The organism is Microbacterium sp. GXF6406 (genome assembly GCF_054798215.1).
Genome location: NZ_JBSJZH010000014.1, coordinates 50,474 through 68,293, shown reverse-complemented (window position 1 = coordinate 68,293; position 17,820 = coordinate 50,474). Strand labels below are relative to the sequence as shown.

The 17,820-nt window shown below is 66.3% G+C and carries 17 protein-coding genes and 1 other RNA gene; 12 read left to right on the top strand and 6 right to left on the bottom strand.

The window, feature by feature from the left end; genetic code table 11:
* On the bottom strand, window positions 1-464 hold a 464-nt coding region (locus ACWAUG_RS09470; RefSeq protein ID WP_460802249.1), incomplete at its 3' end, for a hypothetical protein.
* Between the two features lie 309 nt (window positions 465-773).
* On the opposite strand from ACWAUG_RS09470, the gene ACWAUG_RS09465 reads away from it, so the two are divergent.
* Entirely contained in the window at window positions 774-1,136 is a 363-nt protein-coding gene (locus tag ACWAUG_RS09465) for a DUF898 family protein (protein WP_298036503.1), read from the top strand.
* Window positions 1,137-1,138: 2 nt separating this feature from the next.
* On the opposite strand, the gene ACWAUG_RS09460 is transcribed toward ACWAUG_RS09465, so the two are convergent.
* Entirely contained in the window at window positions 1,139-1,978 is an 840-nt protein-coding gene (locus ACWAUG_RS09460) for an aldo/keto reductase (RefSeq protein ID WP_460802248.1), read from the bottom strand.
* Window positions 1,979-2,027: 49 nt separating this feature from the next.
* On the opposite strand from ACWAUG_RS09460, the gene ACWAUG_RS09455 reads away from it, so the two are divergent.
* The 4 genes from ACWAUG_RS09455 (at window position 2,028) to rnpB (ending at window position 5,295) form a co-directional block, all read left to right on the top strand.
* The gene (locus ACWAUG_RS09455; protein ID WP_298036498.1) at window positions 2,028-2,402 is read left to right on the top strand and encodes a YchJ family protein; all 375 of its coding nucleotides are present in this window, start codon (window positions 2,028-2,030) and stop codon (window positions 2,400-2,402) included.
* 46 nt (window positions 2,403-2,448) lie between these two features.
* Window positions 2,449-3,180, top strand: a complete 732-nt coding sequence (locus ACWAUG_RS09450; RefSeq protein ID WP_298036495.1) for a zinc ribbon domain-containing protein — start codon at window positions 2,449-2,451, stop codon at window positions 3,178-3,180.
* Window positions 3,181-3,214: 34 nt separating this feature from the next.
* On the top strand, window positions 3,215-4,909 hold the full coding sequence (locus ACWAUG_RS09445; protein ID WP_460802247.1) for a bifunctional 3'-5' exonuclease/DNA polymerase: 1,695 nt from the start codon (window positions 3,215-3,217) through the stop codon (window positions 4,907-4,909).
* Window positions 4,910-4,923: 14 nt separating this feature from the next.
* Window positions 4,924-5,295: RNase P RNA component class A (gene rnpB, locus ACWAUG_RS09440), an RNA gene on the top strand.
* Window positions 5,296-5,356: 61 nt separating this feature from the next.
* Here the strand turns inward: rnpB and ppgK are convergent.
* Window positions 5,357-6,103 carry a polyphosphate--glucose phosphotransferase gene (ppgK, locus tag ACWAUG_RS09435; RefSeq protein WP_298036469.1) on the bottom strand — a complete coding sequence of 249 codons (747 nt, stop codon included), beginning with the start codon at window positions 6,101-6,103 and terminating at the stop codon, window positions 5,357-5,359.
* Window positions 6,104-6,196: 93 nt separating this feature from the next.
* Between ppgK and ACWAUG_RS09430 the strand changes: the two genes are divergently transcribed.
* From ACWAUG_RS09430 to ACWAUG_RS09415, 4 genes are read left to right on the top strand one after another with little or no spacing between them, the layout of a single operon-like run.
* On the top strand, window positions 6,197-6,412 hold the full coding sequence (locus tag ACWAUG_RS09430) for an SPOR domain-containing protein (protein WP_298036466.1): 216 nt from the start codon (window positions 6,197-6,199) through the stop codon (window positions 6,410-6,412).
* A gap of 14 nt (window positions 6,413-6,426) precedes the next feature.
* Window positions 6,427-7,764 (top strand): glutamine synthetase family protein, encoded by a 1,338-nt coding sequence (locus tag ACWAUG_RS09425; RefSeq protein WP_298036464.1) that lies wholly within the window; start codon window positions 6,427-6,429, stop codon window positions 7,762-7,764.
* A gap of 4 nt (window positions 7,765-7,768) precedes the next feature.
* Window positions 7,769-10,744, top strand: a complete 2,976-nt coding sequence (locus ACWAUG_RS09420; RefSeq protein ID WP_298036461.1) for a bifunctional [glutamine synthetase] adenylyltransferase/[glutamine synthetase]-adenylyl-L-tyrosine phosphorylase — start codon at window positions 7,769-7,771, stop codon at window positions 10,742-10,744.
* Window positions 10,745-10,780: 36 nt separating this feature from the next.
* Window positions 10,781-11,707 (top strand): diacylglycerol/lipid kinase family protein, encoded by a 927-nt coding sequence (locus tag ACWAUG_RS09415; RefSeq protein WP_298036458.1) that lies wholly within the window; start codon window positions 10,781-10,783, stop codon window positions 11,705-11,707.
* Window positions 11,708-11,777: 70 nt separating this feature from the next.
* Here the strand turns inward: ACWAUG_RS09415 and glnA are convergent, their stop codons facing one another.
* Entirely contained in the window at window positions 11,778-13,202 is a 1,425-nt protein-coding gene (glnA, locus tag ACWAUG_RS09410; RefSeq protein WP_298036457.1) for a type I glutamate--ammonia ligase, read from the bottom strand.
* A 123-nt stretch (window positions 13,203-13,325) separates the two neighbouring features.
* Between glnA and ACWAUG_RS09405 the strand changes: the two genes are divergently transcribed.
* Window positions 13,326-13,754: an RDD family protein gene (locus tag ACWAUG_RS09405; protein WP_298036455.1), complete on the top strand. Its 429-nt coding sequence runs from the start codon at window positions 13,326-13,328 to the stop codon at window positions 13,752-13,754.
* Between the two features lie 8 nt (window positions 13,755-13,762).
* On the opposite strand, the gene ACWAUG_RS09400 is transcribed toward ACWAUG_RS09405, so the two are convergent.
* The gene (locus ACWAUG_RS09400) at window positions 13,763-14,236 is read right to left on the bottom strand and encodes an ATP-dependent zinc protease family protein (protein WP_298036452.1); all 474 of its coding nucleotides are present in this window, start codon (window positions 14,234-14,236) and stop codon (window positions 13,763-13,765) included.
* A 32-nt stretch (window positions 14,237-14,268) separates the two neighbouring features.
* Here ACWAUG_RS09400 and ACWAUG_RS09395 point away from each other — a divergent pair, with 32 nt between their 5' ends.
* Complete coding sequence (locus ACWAUG_RS09395; protein ID WP_298036450.1) at window positions 14,269-15,453, top strand: RimK family alpha-L-glutamate ligase; 1,185 nt, start codon at window positions 14,269-14,271, stop codon at window positions 15,451-15,453.
* 56 nt (window positions 15,454-15,509) lie between these two features.
* On the opposite strand, the gene ACWAUG_RS09390 is transcribed toward ACWAUG_RS09395, so the two are convergent.
* Window positions 15,510-16,220, bottom strand: a complete 711-nt coding sequence (locus ACWAUG_RS09390; RefSeq protein ID WP_298036448.1) for a DUF4191 domain-containing protein — start codon at window positions 16,218-16,220, stop codon at window positions 15,510-15,512.
* A 149-nt stretch (window positions 16,221-16,369) separates the two neighbouring features.
* Between ACWAUG_RS09390 and ACWAUG_RS09385 the strand changes: the two genes are divergently transcribed.
* A complete protein-coding gene (locus ACWAUG_RS09385; protein WP_298036446.1) occupies window positions 16,370-17,809 on the top strand; it encodes a hypothetical protein in 1,440 nt (479 codons plus the stop codon).
* The last annotated feature ends 11 nt before the right edge of the window (window positions 17,810-17,820 follow it).

Genomic DNA, 17,820 nt, shown 5'->3' with positions numbered 1-17,820 from the left:
GCGACAACTACCGCCTCCGCATGCTCCTCGCCGCCGGCGGCCTCACCCCATGACCCCCACCGAATGTCCGAAGAGCCGCTTAGCCAGTCGCTCAAATAATACGCTCGGCTTACGCTATCGTCCCTTTTGACGTGTTCCAAGAGCATGTCATGCGGGAAGCGATTTTGAACATGAAATGTTTTATTTCGAAACCGCTTGAGCGATTCAAAGAAATCATTGTCATGATTGGGCATCTGATCCGTGGCCAGGTCGGCATCAATACATCCCTCCCACAATGCAAACAGCGATGAGTACCATAGACTCATCCAGGCGAAAAACTCCGGATCATCAGGATTTCCCCGCCCCCTGCCGTTCGAGAGGGGATCAGGGTTGGCGTTCCAGTGATCGTGGAAAGCTTGTCGGATCAAATCGGCATTCATCCGGTAGCGCTCCAGCGCCTGGATCTGATTCTTTGTCAACATCACGGGCAAACTCTATCGGCTGTGGGCATTAGAGGAGTCCCAGTCCGTCGAACGACAGTGAGGTGAGAGTGATCGCTGGGATTTCAAATCCTACGTCGACCTTCCGGCTGGGCTCGCATAGTCGCGGGGAGAACGGCGGCTTAGCTCGGGAAGCGCTCTTCCATCAGGAGCTGAAACCCCTGGTCAGGGAGTTTCGCAAACGCCCCACATCATCCGCATCCGTTGCTTCCGGGCCGCTTTCCGCTACAGTCCAGTCAGCGCCGTCGCATCCGCAGGCGGCTTTCCTATGCTGTGCATTCGAAAGGGGTTCTCATGGCCGACGCCGTTTCGCCTCGATCCACCACCGTTCAGGGCGGTTACCCGCCGGTGACGTTCACCTTCGACGGGGGAGCAGCCACCTGGCTCGGCGTCGGCATCGGCGGGTTCCTGATCACGGTGCTCACTCTCGGCATCTGCTACCCGTGGGCCGTCGTGATGACCTATCGCTGGAAGACCAAACACACCTACCTCAACGGTCAGCGGCTGCGCTTCACGGGCAGCTCGATCGGCCTGTTCGGCATGTGGATCAAGTGGTTCCTGCTGTGCATCATCACGGTCGGCATCTACGGCTTCTGGGTCTACCCGCGTCTGCAGAAGTGGATCATCGAGCACCAGGTGCTCGACACCGCACGCTGAAGTCAGCTCTCCTCGTGAACGCGGGGATCGCCGTCGAACAGTCGGCCATCGGGACGCCCGAGGGCGGTGATCGCGTCGACTTCGTCGTCGGACAGCGTGATGGATGCTGCGGCGAGGTTCGCCTCCTGGTGCTCGAGCGAGGACGCCTTGGGGATCGCGACGCTCTCTCGTGCGACATGCCAGGCGAGCACCGCCTGAGCGGGGGAGATGCGGTGGGCATCGGCGATCTCGACGAGCACGGGCTCCTGCAGAACGTTGCGCGCCCGGCCGATCGGACTCCACGCCTCGGTGATGATGCCCTTCTCCCGGTGGTAGGCGAGCTGCTCGCTCTGCGGAAAGTACGGGTGTAACTCGATCTGGTTGACGACCGGTCGCACACCGGTCTCGCGCTCGAGCCGCTCGATGTGCTCGGGCAGGAAGTTCGAGACGCCGATCTGGCGCACAACACCGCGCTCGCGGGCAGCGATGAGCGCGGCCCAGGCCTGGACGTACTCGTCCTGAATCGGGTTCGGCCAGTGGATGAGGTGCAGATCCGTCGCATCGAGGCCCAGTCGAGCGCGGCTCTCCTCGATGCTCCATCGTGCCTTTTCTCCCGAATGGTGCCGGCCGGGGAGCTTGGTGGTCACGATGACCGAACGGCGATCGGTCGAGGCATCCGCGACGGCCCGTCCGACGGCCCCCTCGTTCTCATAGTTGAACGCCGAATCGATGAGACGGTAGCCGGAATCGATCGCGGCGGCGATCGCTGTCGCCCCCGCATCGCCGTTCAGTCGATACGTGCCCAGTCCGATCGCGGGAAGCTCGAAGCCGTTGTGGGCGGTAGGGGTGGGAAGCGCGGGCATGGTGATCTCCTTCGATGACTGGGGCCAGCGTACGCGGCAGAATGGGGTCATGCGCTGCCCCTGTACATCCGGTGACATCTTCGACAGCTGCTGCGGGCCGATCCTCGCCGGTGCGCGGGATGCTCCCACTGCGGAGCGGCTGATGCGTTCGCGCTTCACGGCATTCGCTCTCGAGGATGCCGCGTACCTGCTGCGGTCGTGGCATCCATCGACCCGTCCCGCTGATCTCGACCTCGACGACGACGTGCGATGGACACGACTCGACATCCTCGATGTCGTGGAGGGCGGCCCGTTCGATGACTGCGGCGTTGTGGAGTTCGAAGCGTTCTACCGCGAGGAGGGCCGGGCGGGGTCGATGCGCGAGCGCAGCCGATTCCGGCGTGAGGATCGCATCTGGCGATATGTCGACGGCACGCCCGGTTGAAGAATCCGGGGCGGCGGATGTCGGCGCGCGCAGGTAGATTGGACGTGTGAACGCCAGCCCCGAGCAACAGCGCATCCTTCTCGACGTCGCCGACCTGGATCGTCGCCGCCAGCAGGCGGAACGAGCCCGAACCAATCCGGCCGAGGGCCCGCGCATCAATGAACTGGCCGCGCAGCGTCAGGAGCAGCTCCGCGAGCTGACCGCGCTCACCGGCACGCGCGATGATGTGCGCACCGAGCTCAGTCGGCTCGAGTCCGATGTCTCGGTCACCACGCAGCGTCGCACGCGTGATAGCGAGCGGCTCGCGACGTCGACCAACCCGAAGGACGCTCAGGCGCTCGAGCGCGAGGTCGCGAGCCTCGGGCATCGCATCAGCGCCCTCGAGGACGCTCAGCTCGAGGTCATGACCCGCGTCGAACAGGCGGAGGCGGCCGTCGCCGCGCAGCAGGCGCTGATCGACGCGACCACGTCCGAGGGCATCGCACTCACCGCGAAGGCGAAGAGCGCCGCGGCCGCGGCCGGCGAAGAGATCGAGAATCTCACGCGCGACCGCGCAGCGATCGTCGCTGACGTTCCCGCCGATCTGCTCGCGGATTACACGCGTCGTGCGTCGCGCGGAGTCGGCGTCGGACTGCTGCGTGCCAAGACGTGCGAGGGCTGCCGCATGGTGCTCTCCGAGACGCACCTCAGTGAGATTCGTCGTGCAGCGCAGGATGCCGTGGTCTCGTGCCCCGAATGCGGCGGCATCCTCGTCCGCACCGAAGAATCAGGACTGTGACGCGGCGGGCGGATCCGTCCGTCCGGCATTCACTGTGAACGTCCCCGCAGGCTGGCGTCCCGCTGACGGGATCCTGCTTTCGCGCTCATCTGCCGAGGGTCTTCTTGCCGTCCACGTCGACGCGGCGGGGAGTGAGATCGCCCGCCGATCCGTTGATGTCGAATGGGTGCGGAATGCGGAGTACGCCGACCATCCGCGCTGGATCCTTCGCAGTGCGCGTGACATCTACCCGGAACTGCTCTCGGCCGGCATCCGCCTGAGCCGGTCCCACGATCTGCTTCTCTGCCATGCCATTCTGCGCGACACGGATGCTGTGCCGCGCCCTCTGGCGCCATCGGTGCTCTGGCTCCCGGACGACCCGGCGGCGGTGCCTGCCGCGCCCGGGCTCTTCGACGTCGTCGACGAGCGCTCGGCCGCATCGGTCGGGACTCTTCTGGAACAGTTGCAGGAGCAGCGCCGGGTGATCGGCTCGGATCCCACCCATCGCCTCGTGCTGCTGTGCGCGGCGGAGTCCGCAGGCGGCCTGATCGCCGAGGAGATGCGCGCCGCGGGCCTTCCCTGGTCCGAGTCCGAGCACGACCGGATCCTCACCGAGGTGCTGGGCAGACGCCCGGCGGGTGGCGGCCCTCCGGAGAAACTCGCGGCTGCCACCGATGCCGTCCGCTTCCACCTGGGTGACTCCCACCTCCATCTCGACAGCCACCCGCGCCTGCTGCGGGCGCTGCATCGCGTCGGCGTGAACGTCGAATCGACGAGCCGGTGGGAGCTGAGAGAGGTCTCGCACCCGGTCATCCCGCCGCTGCTCGCGTACAAGAAGCTCTCGCGCCTGATGGCGGCGAACGGTTGGTCCTGGCTGTCGGAGTGGGTGCACGAGGGACGCTTCCGGCCGGTGTACATCCCGGGCGGGGTCGTGACGGGCCGTTGGGCTTCGGCCGGCGGCGGAGCACTGCAGCTGCCCCGCGTTCTTCGTTCCGCCGTGCGTGCGGACGACGGCTGGACACTGATCGTCGCCGATGTCGCCCAGCTCGAACCGCGCATGCTCGCGGCGTTGGCCGGCGACATGGCGATGGCCGAGGCCGCTCGTGGTCAGGACCTGTACGCCGGGGTCGTGGCATCCGGTGCCGTCGCCACCCGGGACGAGGCGAAGTTCGCGGTGCTCGGGGCGATGTACGGCGCGACCACGGGCGATAGCGGGCGTCTCGTGCCGCGGCTGCGCAAGGTGTACCAGCGTGCCATGAAGGTCGTCGACACCGCTGCGCGCATCGGTGAGAACGGGGGCGTCGTCTCGACTCGGTTGGGCCGTTCCTCGCCCCGGCCCGATCAGCATTGGCATGACGACCACAGCGCAGCCGCCAGCGCCGATGCCGACCCCGCGCTGATTCCGCGGGTGCGCGCGCGATCGCGCGAGCGCGGACGCTTCACCCGCAACTTCGTCGTGCAAGGCACCGCGGCCGAATGGGCGCTGATCTGGCTCGCGGAGATCCGCCATCGGTTGCAGGAGCTTCCCCCCGCACGAACGGCTGCTCCGGCATCCGGCCCCTTTGGAACGCAGGCCCACCTGGCATTCTTCCTCCACGACGAAGTCATCCTGCACGTCCCCGAGGAGCAGGCGGATGCCGCGGCCGAGGCCGTGCGCACCGCGGCCGCCGTCGCTACGCGTCGGATCTTCGGAACGTTCCCCATCGATGTTCCGCTGGACCTGAAGATCGTGGCGTCCGCGGAGAAGTAGACTGGTCAGGCGAATGGGTCGGCTGGACGGTCGCGTTGCGGGCAACCGCACCGAGGAACGTCCGGGCTCCACAGGGCAGGACGGTGGGTAACGCCCACCCGGAGCAATCCGCGAGACAGTGCCACAGAGAGCAGACCGCCACGCGTTCCGACGCGCGGTAAGGGTGAAAGGGTGGAGTAAGAGACCACCGGGGGCCATGGTGACATGGCCCGCCAGGTAAACCTCGTCCGGAGCAAGGTCATACAGAGGATGTTGACGCGGCTCGCCGAGTCCTCGGGTAGACCGCTGGAGCGGCACGGCAACGTGTCGCCGAGAGAGATGGCCGTCGAAGGGGATCCTCGAGAGAGACCCCGGAACAGAACCCGGCGTACAGGCCGGCCCATTCGCCCTGAACGCGAGAAGAGCCCGACCGCCTTGGTCGGGCTCTTCTTCTCTTCGCATGACGGATCAGTCGGCGGCGAGGGATGCGGCGCCGATGATGCCTGCGTTATTGCGGTGGATCGCCGGAATGATGGGCGTCTTCAGCTCGAGCAGCGGCAGGAAATCGCTCGCGTTCTTGGACACTCCGCCGCCGACGACGAACAGGTCGGGGCTGAAGAGGAACTCGATGTGCGCGTAGAACTCCTGCAGGCGGGCCGCCCAGTCGGTCCAGCTGAGCTCCTCGCGGTCGCGAGCCGAGGTTGCCGCCCATTTCTCGACGGAGGTGTGCTCGCCGTAGTTCAGGTGTCCGAGTTCGGTGTTCGGGACCAGGACGCCGTTGTACAAGAAGGCCGAACCGATTCCGGTCCCGAGCGTCGTCAGGATCGTGAGCCCCTCGACATCGCGCGCGGCGCCGTGGCGCACTTCGGCGACACCGGCGGCATCCGCGTCGTTGACGAAGGTGATGTTGCGCCCCAGCTCGTCCTCGAAGAACTTCTCCGCATCGAAGTCGACCCACTTCTGGGAGATGTTCGCGGCGGAGAGCGTCTTGCCGCGCTTCACGATTGCGGGGAAGGCGACGCCGAGGGGGAGTGCCGAGTCTCGCACACCGAGCGTGTCGAGCACCTCGTGCACGGCCGTGAGGACGTCGGAGGGAGCGGCACCCTTCGGCGTGGGCACGCGCACGCGGTCCGATTCGAGGGTTCCTCGACCGAGGTCGACGATGCCCGCCTTGATGCCTGTGCCGCCGATGTCGACGCCGATCGCTTTTGCCATGCGAATAGCCTAGCGAGAGGGGCCTGCGCCGATAGGATCATGACAGGCACTGCTCACGGTGGTGCAGCCATGTCTCACGGGGAGGAATCGTCTATGTCCAGCGACGAGAAGAAGTACTGGTACAACTCCCGAACAGGGGAGGTCGAGCATGGTCTCGTATCGCCCGCCGTCGATCGGATCGGTCCTTTCGACACCTCCGAGGAGGCTGCTCGCGCACCGGAGAAGCTGAAGGAGCGCTCGGCGGCATGGGCCGAGGAAGAAGCCATTGAAGAAGACTGGCCTCGGGCGACCGACGCCAGCGGGAAGTAAAAGCACCTATGGGCATGGACAAGCAACGTGACTTCGTGCTGCGGACGATCGAGGAGCGCGGCGTCAAGTTCGTCCGTCTGTGGTTCACGGATGTCATCGGCACGCTGAAGTCGGTGGCGATCGCTCCGGCCGAGGTCGAGGGCGCCTTCGCCGAGGGCATCGGCTTCGACGGCTCGGCGATCGAGGGTCTGACCCGGACCTACGAATCGGACCTGCTCGCGCAGCCGGACCCGACGACGTTCCAGACTCTGCCATGGCGCGGCGAGATCGACCCGACCGCCCGCATGTTCTGCGATCTGACGACTCCGGACGGCCAGCCCGCGGTCGCGGATCCGCGACACGTCCTCAAGCGCGCCCTTGCGAAGGCCGCGGATGCCGGGTTCACGTTCTACACGCACCCCGAGATCGAGTTCTACCTGCTCAAGTCGTCCGTGATCGGCCCCGAGGGCCCGGTCCCCGTCGACTCCGCGGGATATTTCGACAATGTTCCCGGAGGCACCGCGCACGACTTCCGGCGCCGTTCGGTGCGGATGCTGGAAGACCTCGGCATCTCCGTGGAGTACAGCCACCACGAGGGCGGCCCCGGACAGAACGAGATCGATCTGCGCTACGCGGATGCTCTGACGACCGCGGACAACGTGATGACCTTCCGCACGGTGATCAAGGAGGTCGCGATCGAGCAGGGCGTGTACGCGACGTTCATGCCCAAGCCGATGAGCGACCAGCCCGGCAGCGGAATGCACACGCACATGTCTCTGTTCGAGGGCGATCGGAATGCGTTCTGGGAAGAGGGCGCGAAGTACCAGCTCTCTCAGACCGGGCGTCACTTCATCGCGGGCCTTCTCAAGCACGCCAATGAGATCGCCGCCGTCACGAACCAGTTCGTCAACTCGTACAAGCGGCTCTGGGGCGGTGACGAGGCCCCCAGCTTCGTCACGTGGGGGCACACGAACCGTTCGGCGCTCGTGCGGGTTCCGATGTACAAGCCGAACAAGAGCCAGTCCTCGCGCGTCGAGCACCGCGGCCTGGATTCGGCGGCCAACCCGTACCTGGCCTATGCGCTCATGCTCGCCGCCGGTCTCAAGGGGATCGAGAACGAGTACGAGCTTCCGCCCGAGGCTGAGAACAACGTCTGGTCGTTGACCGATGGGGAGCGACGCGCGCTAGGGTATTCCTCGCTGCCGGCGAGCCTCGACCACGCCCTGGAGTACATGGAGCGGTCGGAGCTCGTCGCCGAGACCCTCGGCGAGCAGGTCTTCAACTATGTGCTCCTCAACAAGCGCAAGGAGTGGGAGGCCTACCGCGGGCAGGTCACGCCCTTCGAGCTGAAGAGCAACCTCGAGCTGCTCTGATCCGATGTCGCGTTCGCAGTCGGCTATCTCCCTCTCCGCTCTCGCCCGTTTCGGATTCGACGATCTGCGCGCGGGCGCGCAGGCGCTCGAGGAGCTGTCGGAGCTGATCGGCCAGGACGCCGGCGAAATCCTCGCCGGCGTCTCCGCGGCGGATCCCGACAGCGCAGCCGAGGGCATGATCCGCGTCGCGCGACGCGACCCCGCCGTGCTGCGCGCGCTTCTCGCCGACCCGGAGACCCGGATCATCGTCTGGCGGGTTTTCGGAGCATCCACCGGCTTGGCGGATTTCTTCCTGCGTCACCCGGACCAGCTCTCGATCCTGAACGAGATCGGGCAGCTCGTGCCGAGTGCGCCCGCCTTGGAAGAACGGATGCTGGCAGCGGTGCAGGTCGAGGATGGCTTCGCATCATCCGGCGATGAGAGCGCCTGGGTGTCGCTGCGCGTGGCGTACCGTCGGGCACTCGCCGAGATCGCGGCGATCGACCTGCTGACACCGGAGCCGGAGACGCGGATCGCCGCGGTCTCTGCTGCGCTGGCGGATGCCGCGGGCGCGGCGCTGGAGGCTTCTCTCGCGGTTGCGCGCACGCGGGTGGCGGCATCCTGCTCGCGAGAGGAAGTGGCACTCACCCGACTGTCGATCATCGGCATGGGCAAGGCCGGTGCGCGCGAGCTGAACTACGTCAGCGACGTGGATGTGATCTTCGTCGGCGGAACGGCCGATGAGACACGCCTCAGCGAGGCGCGGGCTATCGACATCGCGACGACTCTCGCCCGGGAGACGATGCGCGGCCTCTCCGGCGTCGAGATCGAACCGCCCCTGTGGGAGGTCGACGCGAACCTGCGCCCGGAGGGCAAGCAGGGGGCTCTCGTGCGCTCCCTCGATTCCCATCTCGCCTATTACGACCGCTGGGCGAAGAGCTGGGAGTTCCAGGCGCTGCTGAAAGCGCGTCCCCTCGCCGGCGACGCCGATCTCGGAGCCGACTACATCGAGGCGGTCCAGCCGAAGGTCTGGTCCAGCGCGGCGCGGGAGAACTTCGTCGAGAGCGTGCAGCGCATGCGGGAGCGGGTCACCGACCACATCGATCCCGACGACGTCCGCCACCAGATCAAGCTGGGTCCCGGTGGGCTCCGCGATATCGAGTTCACCGTGCAGCTCCTGCAACTCGTGCATGGCCTCACCGACCCCGACATCCGCACCCAGGGCACACTCGAAAGCCTCGACGCACTCGTCGCCGGCGGATACATCGGCCGCGAGGATGCCGCGATCTTCGCCGCGGACTACCGCACGCTGCGGCTTCTCGAGCACCGGTTGCAGCTGCGCGATCTCAGCCGCACCCACCTCATGCCCCGCACGCCGGAGGGCCTGCGCGTGCTCGCCCGTTCGACGGGGCTGGCCGAGGACGGCGCCGCCATCTGGTCGCTCTGGGAGAGCCTGCGCCGTGAGGTGCGCGACATCCACACCCGGCTCTTCTACCGTCCGCTGCTCAACGCCGTCGCCGAGCTGCCCGAGGACGAGCGAAGCTTCTCGCCGGCACGCGCACGCGACCGTCTCGCCGCGATCGGCTTCCGCGACCCGGCCGGCGCATTGCGCCACATCGGTGCGCTCACGACCGGAATCAGCCGGAAGGTGACCGTGCAACGGCACCTCATGCCCATCATGGTGCGCTGGTTCGCCGACGGCAGCGACCCCGACTACGCGCTCCTCGCATTCCGGCGCATCAGTGAGCGCTTGGGAGATTCGTCCTGGTTCCTGCGGATGCTCCGGGACTCCTCCGGCGCGCTGGAGAACCTCACCAAGCTCCTGTCCTCCTCGCGCTATATCGGCGAGCTCATGGAGTGGATCCCGGAGTCCGTCGCCTGGCTCGATAATCGGGAACTTCTCCGGCCGAAGGGAGCGGACAAGCTGCGCGATGAAGCTCGCGCGATCCGCACGCGGCACGCATCGATCGATTCGGCGCTCACCGCGGTCCGGGCGCTCCGCCGGCGAGAGCTGCTGCGCACGGCGATGGGATCCGTGCTGGGTGTTCTGACGATCGAGGAGATGGCCGAGTCTCTGACGGCGATCACCGACGCCACGATCGATGCCGCGCTGCACGCGGTGCGCCGGAACGTCGTCCCCGCAGAGGACGAAGCCTTCCAGTTCGCGATCATCGGTATGGGCCGTTTCGGTGGTGCCGAACTCGGGTTCGGATCGGATGCCGACATCCTCTACGTCTTCGCAGCGAACGGCGTGGAACCGCAGCGTGCGCAGACGCTCGCCACCCAGATGGTCGCGGGGCTCCGGGAGCACCTGACCGATCATCGTCTTCCTCTGGAGCTGGACGCCGATCTTCGCCCGGAGGGCCGCAAGGGGCCCCTGGTGCGCTCGATGACGGCGTATGCGGAGTACTACCGGCGCTGGTCGGTGTCGTGGGAGGCGCAGGCGCTCCTGCGCGCGCGCGGCGTCGCCGGCAGCGAGGATCTCATCTCCGCATTCATGGGCATGGCGGAGAGCATCCGGTACCCCATGGAGGTCGATCAGCTCGCGGTGCGGGAGATCAAGCGCATCAAGGCGCGCATGGAGGGCGAGCGCCTTCCCCGCGGAGCCGACCCACGGCGGCACCTGAAGCTCGGACCGGGAACGCTCAGCGACGTGGAATGGCTCGTGCAGCTCCTCCAGCTCGAGAACGCCTCTCGCGTCCCGGCGCTGCGCACAACATCGACTCTCGACGCCCTCGAAGCGGCCCGGACGGCCGGACTTCTGGGGAACGAAGAGGCCGAGGTGCTGAAGGATGCCTGGCTGCTCTCCAGCCGCCTGCGATCGGCGATCACCCTGCGCACCGGGAAAACGAGCGACATGCTTCCCTGGGACCGTCCGGAGCTCGACGCGATCGCCGACCTGCTCGGCTACCCGGAGAGGTCGGCATCGCTCGTGGAGGAGGACTACCTGCGCGTCACCCGCCGGTCTCGGCGCGTGTTCGAGCAGCTCTTCTACAGATGAGTTGCGCCGATCGTGCCGCTGGCCCAGGCTGAGCACATGAGCGACACGAGTATCGGGATCATCTGGAACCCTTCCAAGACGGATGCGGCTCTTCTGCGCGATGCGGTCGATAAGACCTTCGGGAATGCGGCGGAGGGAATCCGCTGGTGGGAGACGAGCGTCGACGACCCGGGCACCGGCATGGCGCAGGAAGCCGTCGAAGCCGGCTGCGGCACGGTCGTCGCCGTGGGCGGCGATGGGACCGTTCGCGCGGTCGCCGAGGCTCTGGCGGGAACGGGCGTCTCCCTCGGGATCGTGCCGCGCGGTACGGGTAATCTGCTGGCACGCAACCTCGCTGTCCCGCTGGACGACCTGGCGGGTGCGCTCGCACGCATCGCGGCGGACGAATCCACGGCGATCGACCTCGGCTGGGTCAGTCTCGACGACGGCCCCGAGCACGCCTTCGCTGTGATGGTCGGATTCGGCATCGATGCCCAGATGCTCTCGGAGACCGACGACGACCTCAAGGACCGCGCCGGATGGCTGGCCTACGTCGAGGCGATGGGACGGGCGATGGCCGGCACCGAGATGACGGACATCGTGCTCGAGATCGACGGCGATGAGCCTCAGGATGTGCGTGGACACACCATGATCATCGGCAACTGCGGCATGATCCAGGGCGGACTCCGCCTGCTTCCCGATGCCCGACTCGATGACGGGATGCTGGACCTGCTGCTGGTGAGCTCCGACGGGGCCCTGCAATGGCTCGAGACCGTGCGCTCGGTCGTCTGGGACAACGGCATCCTGCGGCGTCTCACCGGTGGCGACAAGGCCGTCAGCACGGAATCGACTCGTCACCTCACCGCCGAGAGCCTGCGCGTGCAGCTGGCGAGCCCGCTGACGTTCGAGATCGACGGCGAAGAGCTCGGCGACGTCTCGACGATCGCCGTGCGCGTGCAGGCAGCTGCGCTGCAGGTGTTGTGACGCCGCGCGCCGGAAACGCGGAAGAGGCCGCCCCTGAACGGGACGGCCTCTTCCTTCTGCCTCTTTCGGATCAGACTCCGAAGTAGAGCTCGAACTCGAACGGGTGCGGACGCTGCGCGATCGGCAGGATCTCGTTCTCCATCTTGTAGGAGATCCAGGTCTCGATGAGCTCCTCGGTGAACACGCCGCCCTCGAGCAGGAACTGGTGGTCCTCTCGGAGTGCCTCGAGCGAGTCGAGGAGCGAGTTCGGCACCTGCGGGATGTTCTTGGCCTCCTCGGGGGGAAGCTCGTAGAGATCCTTGTCGATCGGCTCGAGCGGCTCGATGCGGTTCTTGATGCCGTCGAGACCGGCCATGAGCTGAGCGGCGAAGGCCAGGTACGGGTTGCTCGAGGCATCCGGAACGCGGAACTCGATGCGCTTCGCCTTCGGGTTGGATCCCGTGAGCGGGATGCGGATGGCGGCGGAGCGGTTGCCGGCCGAGTAGGCCAGGTTCACCGGAGCCTCGAAGCCCTTCACCAGGCGGTGGTAGCTGTTCAGCGACGGGTTCGTGAAGGCGAGAACGGCGTTGGCGTGCTTGAGCAGACCGCCGATGTACCAGCGGGCGATGTCGCTCAGCTGGCCATAGCCGGCCTCATCGTAGAACAGGGGCTTGCCCTCGCTCCACAGAGACTGGTGCGTGTGCATCCCCGAGCCGTTGTCGCCGTAGAGCGGCTTCGGCATGAAAGTGACGGTCTTGCCCCACTGCTCGGCCGTGTTCTTGATGATGTACTTGAACTTCAGGATGTCGTCGGCCGCGTGCACCATGGTGTCGAAGCGGTAGTTGATCTCCTGCTGACCACCCGTGCCGACCTCGTGGTGCGAGCGCTCGAGAGCGAAGCCCGCGTCGATGAGGTTGAGGGTCATGTCATCGCGGAGATCCGCGGTCTTGTCGACCGGGGCGACGGGGAAGTATCCGCCCTTGAACGGCGTCTTGTTGCCGAGGTTGCCGCCCTCCTCCTCGCGTGCCGTGTTCCATGCGCCCTCTTCGGAGTCGACGCTGTAGAAGCTCTGGTTCGCCGTGGTCGAGTAACGCACATCATCGAAGATGTAGAACTCCGCCTCGGGGGCGAAGAACGCGGTGTCGGCGATGCCGGTCGAGGCGAGGTACTTCTCCGCCTTCTTCGCGACCTGGCGCGGGTCCTTCGAATAGATCTCGCCCGTGCGCGGGTTGTAGATGTCGAAGATCATGACGAGCGTCGTGGCTTCGCGGAACTGATCGATGTAGGCGGTCGTCACATCGGGGATCAGCTGCATGTCCGACTCGTGGATGCTGGCGAACCCGCGGATGGAGGAGCCGTCGAACAGCTGCCCTTCCGTGAAGAAGTCCTCGTCGACCGTGGAAGCCGGGATGTTGAAGTGCTGCTGCACGCCGGGCAGATCGGTGAACCGGATGTCAAGGAACTTGACGTCGTTCTCCTTGATGTAGCTCAGCACTTCGGACGAATCGGTGAACATGTATCACTCCTGGATGATTCGGGATCGCGGCCTTGAGGCCTTCATGAAGACTAGGCACGCGGGATTACTCGGCCGTGTCCTCTTTGTTTCAGCCATGTTACAGAGCCTCGGTAGGATAGAGGCGTGACGGATGCTGAAAACTCATACCCTGGCGAACGTCTCGGTCTCCCCGAAACCGGCCCCGGAAGCATCGGCCGGGCCGGTCGTCGCATCGGCGCTCTGCTCATCGACTACGCCGCTGCGACCATCATCGCCACCGGATTCTTCGGCTACGACCAGTTCGCACTGCCGGGAGAAGCGGGCGCGTCGCTGTTCACGCCGATGCTCGTCTTCGCCGCACTTCAGATCATCTTCATCCCCACGATCGGCGGCAGCCCCGGGCACCGCATCCTCGGAATGCGCATCGTGCTGCTGAACGGCCGATGGGTGGGGCTGTGGCGGCCGATCATCCGCACGGCTCTGCTCGTCTTCGTCATTCCCGCGGTCATCTGGGACCCGGACCAGCGCGGTCTGCACGACAAGATCGTCGGCACCGTGCTCATCCGCGCCTGAGGGCCGGATCAGTCGCGTCCGCGGTTGCGCCGTCGCGCATCTTTCGGGGCTCGCCCGCCGAGGAAGGAGCGCGCCGGATCCACGATGAAGCCGCGTCGGAGCGCCTCACGGCCGATCAGCATGCGGAAGCCCATCTCATCGCGATTGCTCAGGGTGACCTCCGACACCACGAGGCGCCCGACGAGCCGGATCGCCAGCAGCACCACGATGCGCTCCTCGGAGTGGCCCGAGGAGCTGCGAATGCTGCGCCGGTCGTGCACCGGGCACTCGACGATGCGGGAATCAGCATCCGAGTTCTGCCAGGGATTGACTCGGAAACGGACCCAGTCCTCGCCCTCGCGCTCGAAGGCCTCGATGTCGAAGGCGTGCAGAGACGAAGTGCGCGCGCCCGTGTCGATCTTGGCCTTGATCCAATCGATACCGGCATCGGGCAGGGACACCCACTCACGCCACCCCGTAAGAGTGTTTGAATGAGATGTCATAACCACGAAATCCATTTTGGCAGGAGAATCCCGTGAAGCTCGCCGTGCTCTCCCGTGCGCCCCACGCCTACTCCACCCAGCGCCTCCGCGCCGCAGCCATCCAACGCGGCCACGACGTCAAAGTGCTCAATACGCTGAAGTTCGCCATCGACCTCACCGGTGATGAACCCGATCTGCACTTCCGGGGCAAGCAGTTGAGCGACTACGACGCGATCCTGCCTCGGATCGGCAGCTCGATCACCTACTTCGGCACGGCCGTGGTCCGCCAGTTCGAGCAGATGGACGTATACACGCCCAATACCGCCAACGGCATCTCCAGCGCGCGAGACAAGCTCCGGGCGAACCAGATCCTCTCGCGCCATAACATCGCGATGCCGCCCACCGCGTTCGTGCGCAACCGTGCCGACGTGCGCCCGGCCATCGAGCGCGTCGGCGGGGCACCCGTCGTCATCAAACTCCTCGAGGGCACGCAGGGGATCGGCGTGATCCTCGCCCCGCAGGTCAAAGTGGCCGAGGCCATCATCGAGACTCTGCACTCGACGAAGCAGAACGTGCTCATCCAGAAGTTCATCTCGGAGAGCCGAGGACGCGACATCCGCGCACTGGTCGTCGGAGACCGGGTCGTCGCAGCGATGCGCCGCTCCGCGGCCGGCGACGAATTCCGCTCCAACGTGCATCGCGGCGGCAGCGTCGAGGGCGTGCAACTGGACCCCGCCTATGAGCGAGCGGCTGTGCGGTCCGCTCAGATCATGGGCCTGCGCGTGGCCGGCGTCGACATGCTCGAAGGCGATGACGGCCCGCTCGTCATGGAGGTGAACTCCTCGCCGGGACTGCAGGGGATCGAGCAGGCGACCAATCTCGACGTCGCCGGCGCGATCATCGACTACATCGCCGGACAGGTCGGATTCCCGGAGATCGACGTGCGTCAACGCCTGACGGTGTCGACGGGATACGGCGTCGCTGAATTGCTCGTTCACAACGCGGCCGAGCTCGTCGGTCGGTCCCTGGGGGAGTCCGGGCTCTGGGAACGGGACATCACTGTGCTCACGCTGCACCGCGGCACGATGGTCATCCCCAACCCCCGTAAGCACGTCGTCCTCGAAGCGGATGACCGCCTGCTGTGCTTCGGCAAGCTGGAGGAGATGCGCTCGATGATCCCCGAACGCCGACGTCGACGCGCCAAGGTCCGCCGCCTCCCGAAGGAGCCGCTCAGCTGATGACGAAGGCCGGTCCCCGCGGGGGAACCGGCCTTCGTCTTTCGTGAGGCTTTCGATCAACGCGGTCGCTGTGCGCGCACGCGGTTCGGATCGATTCCCTTCGGGATCGGAAGCGAGGTGACGGACTGCGAGACGGAGTCCACACGGCGGATGACAGCGGCCATCGTCGTCTTGTCGATCGCCTTGGGAAGCTTCTTGATGGTCTTCGCGAGCTCGGAGATGTGGACCTCGTCGTCGCCGTGGCCGACGTAGTACACATTGACCGGAACGCCGTGGGCGACGCGCTGCGCCTTGGTGCGCTCCTCGTTGACCAGACGCGTGAGACGGCCCCGCGCGCCCTCGCCCACGATCACGATCCCGCCGCGGCCGATGGCGCGGTAGACGGCCTCCTGGGTCTTCGGGTTGATTCCGACGGGAGTGTCGGATGCCTGCCACGAGCGTCCGAGGCTGGAGCTCATGACGTGACCTGCGGCACCGGGCATGCCGTCGATCTTGATGTACATCGCGCGCGTCGACAGACGCGTCATGAGGAAGAGTGAGCCGAGCACGCCGACCATGAGACCCGTGATGCCCCAGAGGACCAGCGTCCATACCTGGAACGGCGGGATGAGATAGCCGATGATGAGCCCGATGAGGATCGCGCCGACGAGTATCGCGATCTGGGCCCAGGGCAACCAGGGGTACTGCTCACGCGTGAACCGGAACAGGGACTTGATCTGGGAGAAGAACCCCTGACGCTTTTCGGGTTCTGGAGCACGCTTAGCCATAGGTATAAGACTACCGAGTCGGAGAGGGGAGGATGTGCGCGTTCGCGTGGGGCGCACTCGCTCTGCACCGTCACCGCGTCGGCGTCGTTCGTCCCCAGCCGGCGGAAGAGCGTTCTCGGTGATATCGCGGATGACCTCAGATGGAGGACATGGCAGAATCGCAGACCGCATCGGAACGTGCAGCACTCGTGCCGGGGGCGCACCGTGTGATCAGGGCGCTGGAGGGCTCTGAAGGGCCATTTCGTGGGAGGCTCCTGACCTCCGGGGATGCTGTGGTCGTCGGCGTCGCCGCAGAGGAGCTCGAAGCGTGGCCGGGCTGGGAGTTCTCCGGCGAGGACCATGTGTGCGGCGTATCGGATGTGCTGCGCCGTCCAGATGGGCACGATGCGCTGGTGCCGTGGTGCGTACACCGGGTGGAGACGTTCCTCGGGAAGCGTCGCGTCGCCCAGTGCCTGCTCGCGCCGGGGGAGATGGGGACGCTCGTGGTCAGCCTGCTGCGCGGCCTCCGGGCGCTGGGGGCCGCGGATGCGACGGCCGTGGGGGACTGGTGGATCACGGCCGAGGGGCGTCCGGTTTTCGCCCATGGGGACGGAGCCGGGGCACGGATGCGCACGGGCCAGCTCATGGTGAAGATCGCGGAGCATACGACGGATCGTTCGAGTCAGCGGATCCTCGAGGAGATCATCACGGCGCTGGGCGGGAGCCGTCACCGCATCGATGACGATTCCCGCTGGGAATCCGAACTGTTCTCGACCGCGGCGCCGCGCCCGCTGCGCCTCGACGTCTTCGGCCCCGAACGAGCCGCGGATCTGGGGGTCCCCGGGTGGGGTGATCTCGTCGTCACGGACAACGCCCGGGCGTCACGGCAAGCTCTTCGGCAAGAGCGGTCCAGAGACGATGGGGCCAGGGGCTCGCGCGCCCTGTGGGCGGCTGCTCGAGGGCGTGCGATGGCGCTGACAGCAGTCCTGGCGCGTTCGCGCGACCAGCGCCGAGAGGCGCAGCCGAACCGCTCAGAACGCGCATCTGTGGGCCATGGCAGACGGCGTTCGTTGATTCTTGCGGGGGTTCTCGCCGTCGGAGTCCTGACGGTGGGGCTGGCGTGGCCGCAGGCTGACCCCGATGATCCGAATACGCGCATATCGGCACCGGAAAAGCTGCTCCCAGCCGTCGACGAGGACGAGTCCCTTGAGATCGGCGAGAGCGGCGCGCAGGAACAGGAGAAGAGCCCGGCACCCGTCGGGAAGCCGGGCGCGACGGAGGGACACGGAGAGCTCATGACGACACTGCCCGCTCTTCTCTCTGCGCTCCACGAGTGCCGGGAGACGGGGGAGACCTCATGTTCAGCGGCCATCGCGGAGGGCTCGACGATGCCGATGCAGGGACTCGCGACGCGGGGGCCGGCAGCGAGCAGCCCGAGTCTCGTCGACGATTACGGAGATGTCGCCGTCGTGCGGCTGACTCCCCTCGATCCGGGATCAGCGGAAACGGATGCCGTGGCGGAGGTGGCCGAACAGATGCTCGTTCTCGAGCGCAGAGACGAGAAATGGCTGGTGCGCGACGTCTATGACGTCGCGCACCAGCCAGAATGACTCGTCGGAGA

Coding starts and splice junctions, on each gene's coding strand:
- ACWAUG_RS09465 (WP_298036503.1), top strand. CDS start 774: ATGGCCGACGCCGTTTCGCCTCGATCCACCACCGTTCAGGGCGGTTAC.
- ACWAUG_RS09460 (WP_460802248.1), bottom strand. CDS start 1,978: ATGCCCGCGCTTCCCACCCCTACCGCCCACAACGGCTTCGAGCTTCCC.
- ACWAUG_RS09455 (WP_298036498.1), top strand. CDS start 2,028: ATGCGCTGCCCCTGTACATCCGGTGACATCTTCGACAGCTGCTGCGGG.
- ppgK (WP_298036469.1), bottom strand. CDS start 6,103: ATGGCAAAAGCGATCGGCGTCGACATCGGCGGCACAGGCATCAAGGCG.
- ACWAUG_RS09430 (WP_298036466.1), top strand. CDS start 6,197: ATGTCCAGCGACGAGAAGAAGTACTGGTACAACTCCCGAACAGGGGAG.
- ACWAUG_RS09425 (WP_298036464.1), top strand. CDS start 6,427: ATGGACAAGCAACGTGACTTCGTGCTGCGGACGATCGAGGAGCGCGGC.
- ACWAUG_RS09420 (WP_298036461.1), top strand. CDS start 7,769: ATGTCGCGTTCGCAGTCGGCTATCTCCCTCTCCGCTCTCGCCCGTTTC.
- ACWAUG_RS09415 (WP_298036458.1), top strand. CDS start 10,781: ATGAGCGACACGAGTATCGGGATCATCTGGAACCCTTCCAAGACGGAT.
- glnA (WP_298036457.1), bottom strand. CDS start 13,202: ATGTTCACCGATTCGTCCGAAGTGCTGAGCTACATCAAGGAGAACGAC.
- ACWAUG_RS09400 (WP_298036452.1), bottom strand. CDS start 14,236: ATGACATCTCATTCAAACACTCTTACGGGGTGGCGTGAGTGGGTGTCC.
- ACWAUG_RS09390 (WP_298036448.1), bottom strand. CDS start 16,220: ATGGCTAAGCGTGCTCCAGAACCCGAAAAGCGTCAGGGGTTCTTCTCC.
- ACWAUG_RS09385 (WP_298036446.1), top strand. CDS start 16,370: ATGGCAGAATCGCAGACCGCATCGGAACGTGCAGCACTCGTGCCGGGG.